The organism is Micromonospora sp. KC721, from assembly GCF_004348355.1.
Taxonomy (GTDB): domain Bacteria; phylum Actinomycetota; class Actinomycetes; order Mycobacteriales; family Micromonosporaceae; genus Micromonospora.
The window spans coordinates 59,459-66,011 of sequence record NZ_SMJY01000009.1 but is presented as its reverse complement, the minus strand read 5'-3'; the positions used below and the strand labels follow the sequence as shown (position 1 = coordinate 66,011).

Annotated in this window: 8 protein-coding genes; 3 read left to right on the top strand and 5 right to left on the bottom strand. The window is 67.2% G+C overall.

Annotated features, from left to right (window positions below):
• Window positions 1–79: 79 nt before the first annotated feature.
• The 3 genes from E1182_RS03430 to E1182_RS03420 all read right to left on the bottom strand — a co-directional run bounded on the left by E1182_RS03430 (window position 80) and on the right by E1182_RS03420 (window position 2,404).
• Window positions 80–766: an SDR family oxidoreductase gene (locus E1182_RS03430; protein ID WP_243706006.1), complete on the bottom strand. Its 687-nt coding sequence runs from the start codon at window positions 764–766 to the stop codon at window positions 80–82.
• Between the two features lie 312 nt (window positions 767–1,078).
• Window positions 1,079–1,459 (bottom strand): transposase, encoded by a 381-nt coding sequence (locus E1182_RS03425; RefSeq protein ID WP_207921249.1) that lies wholly within the window; start codon window positions 1,457–1,459, stop codon window positions 1,079–1,081.
• A gap of 378 nt (window positions 1,460–1,837) precedes the next feature.
• Complete coding sequence (locus E1182_RS03420) at window positions 1,838–2,404, bottom strand: TetR/AcrR family transcriptional regulator (RefSeq protein WP_132261141.1); 567 nt, start codon at window positions 2,402–2,404, stop codon at window positions 1,838–1,840.
• A 133-nt stretch (window positions 2,405–2,537) separates the two neighbouring features.
• Here E1182_RS03420 and E1182_RS03415 point away from each other — a divergent pair.
• Together E1182_RS03415 and E1182_RS03410 are read left to right on the top strand one after the other, a co-directional pair.
• Window positions 2,538–3,337 (top strand): IS5 family transposase gene (locus E1182_RS03415; protein WP_165942491.1). Its coding sequence is split into 2 segments (ribosomal slippage): window positions 2,538–2,874 and window positions 2,874–3,337, totalling 801 coding nucleotides; the frame shifts between segments, so codons are not numbered across the junction.
• A gap of 39 nt (window positions 3,338–3,376) precedes the next feature.
• Window positions 3,377–3,775 (top strand): nuclear transport factor 2 family protein, encoded by a 399-nt coding sequence (locus E1182_RS03410; protein ID WP_243706005.1) that lies wholly within the window; start codon window positions 3,377–3,379, stop codon window positions 3,773–3,775.
• Window positions 3,776–3,992: 217 nt separating this feature from the next.
• On the opposite strand, the gene E1182_RS03405 is transcribed toward E1182_RS03410, so the two are convergent.
• Together E1182_RS03405 and E1182_RS03400 are read right to left on the bottom strand one after the other, a co-directional pair.
• Window positions 3,993–4,820 (bottom strand): RNA methyltransferase, encoded by an 828-nt coding sequence (locus E1182_RS03405; protein WP_132261138.1) that lies wholly within the window; start codon window positions 4,818–4,820, stop codon window positions 3,993–3,995.
• A gap of 97 nt (window positions 4,821–4,917) precedes the next feature.
• Window positions 4,918–5,751 (bottom strand): phytanoyl-CoA dioxygenase family protein, encoded by an 834-nt coding sequence (locus E1182_RS03400; protein WP_132261137.1) that lies wholly within the window; start codon window positions 5,749–5,751, stop codon window positions 4,918–4,920.
• 110 nt (window positions 5,752–5,861) lie between these two features.
• On the opposite strand from E1182_RS03400, the gene E1182_RS03395 reads away from it, so the two are divergent.
• The gene (locus E1182_RS03395) at window positions 5,862–6,398 is read left to right on the top strand and encodes a GyrI-like domain-containing protein (protein ID WP_132261136.1); all 537 of its coding nucleotides are present in this window, start codon (window positions 5,862–5,864) and stop codon (window positions 6,396–6,398) included.
• Window positions 6,399–6,553: the final 155 nt, after the last annotated feature.

The following is a 6,553-nucleotide window of genomic DNA, read 5'->3' as shown; positions in this document are numbered from 1 at the left end:
CGGCTCAAAGACCGCGACCTCGGCCGCGTTCCCGCAGCCAGCAAGACCAACGACTGAACATCAACAACCAGCGAGGGGGTCAACATTCGGCCGGAACAGAGGGGTCAAAGTTCAGCCGGCGTTGACACTTGGCGGCGATACGCTCCGGTGCGTACGCGGGAGGGATAGCTCGTAGTTGGCGGCCCGAGTGGTTGGCGGCCCGCTCGAAGAACGGCGTGTCGACCGGCCCAGGTAGCACGAGACAGACCCGTACCCGAGGATGACGGGCGACTGCCTGCTGAAGGTTCAAGGCCAGCCCTCTGATGGCAAACTTGGTCATGGAGTAGAGCGGGACCAGCGGGTTTGGGAACAGTGACAGCAACGACCCGACGAGCACGAGGGTCCCATTGTCCTGCGCCTGGAATGTAGCCAGTGCGGCGCGGGCGCACAGCGTGGTGCCGAATACGTTGGTGTCTATCAGCCGGCGAATCTCGTCCACCGATTCAGAGCCCAGCGGCCCGGCAATGCCGACGGCCGCCGCTTCGACCCAGACGTCTATCTGCCCGAACCGCTGCGCCGCCAGCTGGGTCAACCGTTCGACGGCCGCCGGATCTGCAATGTCGGTCGGCACCACCAGCACCTGCCCGCCTCGTGCTCGGCAGTCGTGTTCCACCTCCGCGAGCGCCTCTTGGCTGCGCGAGGCGAGTACCAACCTGGCCCCTTCGGCGGCGAACGCCAAGGCGGTCGCGCGGCCGATTCCACTCGACGCCCCCGTGATCAGCACCACGGCGTCACGGAAGGTTCTACGCCTGACCATCACACCTCCCGCAACGCAGGCGAACGAGATTAGCCATCTACCCACGGGTGTGACGATCACTCCCAGGACGCATCACGGCGCCTTCCCTGCCGCGGCGAATCCCGGCGGGAAGGCCAGGAGACGCGGCGTCCGCTCATCGGCTACTTTCCGCACGCCGAGGGGACGGCTGGCTCAGCAACACCCGTCACGCAACGTCGCCGATTCGGATCGTTGCCAGGTCAGGGAGGGGGCGGCGGGAGTGTGTCGATTTCCGTGTTTGGGCCTGTGGTGTGATCGAGGTTGTTAGATGGCGATCCGGTCGCTGTAGGCGAGGATCAGGGCGTTGAGGGCCTTGGCCCAACCGTAGACCCGGCCGGTGATGCTCCCGCCGCCCCGGCGTTTCTGCTGGACGACGAGGTAGAAGATCTTCATCGCGGCCTGCTCGGTCGGGAAGTGCCCGCGCCGGCGGGCGGCTTGCCGGAACCGGGCGTTCAAACTTCCGATGATGGTGGTGGTGTAGAGGACCTTGCGGACCTCGTGGTCGTAGTCCAGGAACGGCACGAACTGCGGCCAGGAGGTGCGCCAGAGCCGGATCACGGCGGGGTACTGGTTGCCGAACTCGGCGGCGAACGTCTCGAACCGGGCCTCCGCTGCGGCGACGGTCGGAGCCGTCGCGCAATTGATCTCCGGCCAGGGCGGTGTGGCGCGGGCTGCACGGGCTCACCGGAACCTGTGGATCAGGGCCGTCGAGTCAGTGCCCGAAGGGAGCGGCACCTTGATCATTTCACACGGGCGGCAGCATCGAACCGGGACTCGTCGACTGCCTACCGACCGCCGACCACCGATCCTGGGTATGCCGTTCAGCCACTGCGACGGCGCTCGCCTTACTTGTCTCGACGGCCGATTCCAGGCCATCACGTTCAGCCGGGCGCCCCAGAAGATTCGTACCCGATAGCTTCTGTTGCACCAACGTCTGGCACCGTCATTTGCCGCCGTGCGAACGCGAACTGACGTGCTGAACGGCCAATGAGGCGCACCGTTGGACTGGTAGGGAGGAAGCCGTCAGCCGGTGCCGGTTGAAGCGGCAATGCCAGTACGCAGTAGTCCGACCAAACGGCGGGCCTGCGCGGCGTCCGCGGTTAGGGCCGCTCCGCTGGCCAAGGTCAGCACGTCGGTAGCGGTGAGGTCGGAACGAAGTGCTGGCTGCGCGCGTCGGACAAGGCGATCGGCGATCGAGGTGATCGACGCGTGCCAGTCGCGGAACAGCGTGGTGCGGCGTTCATCGATGCTTTCCGTCGCGGCTAGGGCAAGGGGCCGCTTAGTGGCCACGTGCACCACGAATTCGTCGAGCCAGGCGAACAGCGCGCCCGTCGGCTCCGCGGACTTCAACAACTGCTCGCCACGTTGGCATAGTACGGCGACCTCGTCGGCGTAGACGGCGACGAGCAGGTCGGCGCGCGTCGGGAAGTGGCGGTACAGGGTGGCGTTGCCTACCCCGGCGCGTCGGGCGATCACGTCGAGTGCGACGTCGTTGCCTGCCTCAGCCAGTGCTCCACGGGCCGCAGCTATGAGCCGCGCACGGTTACGGGACGCGTCGGAGCGCGGGCCACGCTTGCTATCCGGGGACATCCCCGCATACGGTACCAGCAGCTAGACGGGGGTAGCCCCATTTACAACTCCTAACTAAATGATGTTGGGCGTAACCGTCTGGACGTGAGGATCGTTCTGTCTGAACGTGAGGAGGGGTGAGCAGCCGCCGTGGATCGTCTCGGACGATCTGTGGGCCGAGATCGAGCCGCTGCTGCCACCCCGCCCACCACGGCGGTACCGCTACCCAGGTCGTAAGCCGTTGGATGACCGGAAGGTGTTGTGCGGGATCCTGTTCGTGCTCTACACCGCGATCCCGTGGGAGTACCTGCCCCAAGAGCTCGGGTTCGGGTCAGGAATGACCTGCTGGCGCAGGCTGCGGGACTGGAACGACGCCGGCGTGTGGCAACGGCTGCACGAGGTGCTGCTAGGCAAGCTGCGGGCCACCGGCCAGCTGGACATGTCGCGGGCGGTGATCGACGGCTCCCACGTGCGAGCGCTCAAGGGCGGCCCAAAACCGGTCCGAGCCCGGTCGACCGCCGCCGCCCGGGCTCGAAACACCACGTCATCACCGACGCGGGCGGCATCCCCCTCGCCACGGCACTGACCGGCGGCAACCGCCACGACGTCACCCAACTCATGCCTTTGGTCGACAAGATCCCCCCGATCAGGGGCATCCGCGGCAGGCCACGACAGCGACCAACAGAGATCTACGCCGACCGTGGCTACGACTACGACTGCTACCGCAAACAGCTACGGGCCAAAGGCATCAACCCGGTCATCGCCCGACGCGGCGTCGGCCACGGCTCCGGCCTGGGCGCCCGACGCTGGATCGTCGAACAGACTATCGCTCTACTGCACTGGTTCCGCCGCCTACGCATCCGCTGGGAGATCCGCGACGACATCCACCAAGCCTTCCTCACCCTCGCCTGCGCCATCATCTGCTGGCGACGACTCCAACGCCCAAAGGGTTAGGAGTTGTTAGGGTGTGGAGGGGTCACGATGCCCATAACCATGGATGACCGGATCGCCATTACGGACCTGATCAACTCGCACGGCCACCTGACAGATCGCGGCGACTTCGATGGCCTGGCGACGCTGTTCGCCGAAGATGTCGTCTACGACGTGTCGGCTCTCGGTGGTGGCAAACTGATCGGGCTCGCGGCAGTCCGCGAAGCCGGCCTGGCACTGGCCGACGCCAACCCAGTAGCCCACCACGTGACCAATATCGTGTTACGCGAGACGGCGGACGGCACGGTCAATGCCCTGTCCAAGGGACTTGGGGTCATGGCGGATGGATCGACCGGCAGCGTCGCGTACGAGGACACTGTCGAACGAACGGCCGCCGGATGGCGAATCACGCACCGAATCGTGCGCGCCCGCCGCACGCCCCTACATCAGGACGGACACTAACCAAGATCGAGTGCCCGCTCATGCCGCTCCGGGTGGGCTGGTGTACATCACCGCTGGTGACGCACGGTGATGTATGGCTACCTCTCCTGTCTCCGTATCGCGCAGCGTTTCATGCCTCGGAGTCGGTTGGGAGTCGTTGCGTTGCGGCCGGAGGTCATGGCGGAGCGGCTGCTATCGGCGATCTGCGCGTACGGCGCGGCCGCCTGTGATCAGTGCCCTACCGCCGGGCGGCGGCCCGCTGGCGTGCCGATTCGTACAGCACGACAGTCGCGGCGGTCGCCGCGTTCAGGGAGCTGGCGGACCCGAACATGGGGATCCGGACGAGCTGGTCGCATGCCTCGCACCAGCCCGAGCTGAGGCCGGTGGTCTCGTTGCCGATCAACGCCAGGGTGGGTTGTGTGAAGTCGTACTCGGCGGCGTCCAGAATGCCGCGCTCATCGGTTCCCATGATGATCATGCCGATGCCGTCGGCGCGGACGTCAGCGACCCAGGATAGAACGGCCTGGTGGGAGGGCACCCGGACCACGGGCAAGGCGAACAGCGAGCCGGTGCTCGCCCGGACCGCCTTCGGGTCGTACACGTCGGCGGCGTGGCCGGTGACGATGACGCCGCCGGCGCCGAAGGCGTCCGCCGACCGAACGAGGGTCCCGATGTTGCCGGGGCTGGTGGGCCGATCGAACACGACGGTGAGCATGGTCGGACCGACCGGGATACGGCGCAGGTTGTCCTCCGGCAGCGCGACCACGGCCAGCAGCTCTGGAACCTTGTCTGCCTTGCCTCCCAGTTCGTGCATCAGTTCACGCGAGACGGCGAACTTCTCGGCCCGGACTGTGTCCAGGGCCTCGCGTGCCCAGCCGGACAGCTGAGCGCTGGTGTCGTAGAGCAGCTCCCGGATCTGCCAGCCGTGTTCGACGGCCATGGTGATCGGGCGCACGCCCTGCACGAGGAACTCGCCACGTCGCTGCCGTTTGGTCCGATTGCCGAGGAGAGCGTTCCACTGCTGGAACCGGGCATTGCGCGCACTCACTCGCAGAACCACTGCCAACCCCGCCTCCGACGCATTAGCCTGCCCATGCCCTGCCTGCCGTACTTCACCGGCCTCTGGCTCCCCGAGGTTTCCGACAAGACCTTCGGAAAGGCGCTCAGGAACGGACGGAGCAAGTCGCCCCTGCGCCGCGGTCGGTGCCGTCCCCGTCCGGACCGAGGGCATCCTGTCCGAGACCCCGACGGATCGCGATCTCTACGGGTGAGTATGCGCTGTCGGCCCGCTCCAGTTCGTACGGTGCGGCTGGCATCAGCGGCGGTTGGGCCATGAAGCGGGGCCGCGTTCCGTGGTGCGGTTGCGCCGCGTGCACCAGGAATGGGTGGCACAGGAAGACGTCGCCCGGAGATCCGGTGGCGAGGGCGAGCGGCCGGTGCTCGGACGCCGCCACCAGGTCGGGCGCAAGGGCCAGTCCGCTCGCTCCGTCCTCCCCGTACTTCTCCAGCACTTTTGGCACGTCGAGGTGGGAGCCGACCCGGATCCGGGTCGGGGCGTCCTTCTCACCGACCTCACTGAACAGGAACAGCATCAGCAGTGCCCGGCCGCGGGAGCGCACATTGGTGAAGTACCAGCTCTCGCCCTCCGGCAGATAGCTGCCCTCGATGTGCCAGCCCGCGTCGTCCGGCTCCTCTTCGTGCGGGAAGCGCAGCGGGAACGTGCCCAGCGAGTAGCGCGGCTCCCAGCGTCCCGCGCCGACGAGCAGGTCGTACACGTGGTGCAGGAACGGGGAGTTCGGAGCGGCGGCGAACGGCCCCTGCGCCATGCCGGGCACCCAGTGCACGGGCCGCGTCCACGTCGCTGGATCGTCCGGGTCGCAGCCCGTCTCCCGCCACAGCAGCCGCGCGCAGTCCGCCGCCACGCGCGGCGCGACGGCGCCCTCCAGCTTAACGAAGCCGTCGCGAAGAAAGCGGGATACCAAGGTCGTGTCAGACATGCCCCCATCGTGCGGCGGCGCCGGTCTCGATCACCCGACATGTTCCGCGCCGCTTTTGTCGGGTGCCCACCGGTGCACTGCGACCAAGGTTGACGTCGGACGGAGGCTTGATGATCTCGGCACTCGGTCTGACCGTCGAAGGGAGCGAACACGTGGACACCCGCATCGTCGACCATCCCGAGTTCCGGCTCGTGGGGCGCGCGACCCGTGCCCGGCTGGTCCATCAAGGCATCAACCCGCACATCCAGCGGCACATCACCGCACTGCCGATGGAGGAGCACCTGCGCTTGAAGGCTCTCGGCAATACTGAGCCGAGCGGCCTGCTCGCGGTCAGCGACGACCTTGACCCCGACTACGCCGAGGGCAGCGAGCTGACCTACCTTCACGGGGTCGCCGTGTCCCCGGGTACGCCGGTCCCCGGCGGCCTCGACATCATCGAAGTTCCGGCCGGCAGATGGGTGGTCATCCGGACCAGGGGGCCGCATCCGCAGACCCTGCAAAAGGCCTGGGCCACGGCCGCAGCCGCGTGGTTCCCGTCCAACCCGTGGCGTCTGCGGCCAGGTCCGGAGATCGTCGCGGTGCATGAGCCTACGAACGACTTCAGCACCGCGACCTGTGAACTCTGGCTGCCCGTCGAACCGGCGTAACGATCTGGCGAGCATCCAGACAGCATCAGGAGTCCGGCCCGGCGGCCAACAGCGCGGTCAGGCGTTGGGCAGTTCGCGCATGCGTGGGACCGGAGAGAACACGACGAAGAGCACACCGGCCACCGCACCGACCGCGCCGATCCATAGTGCCGAGC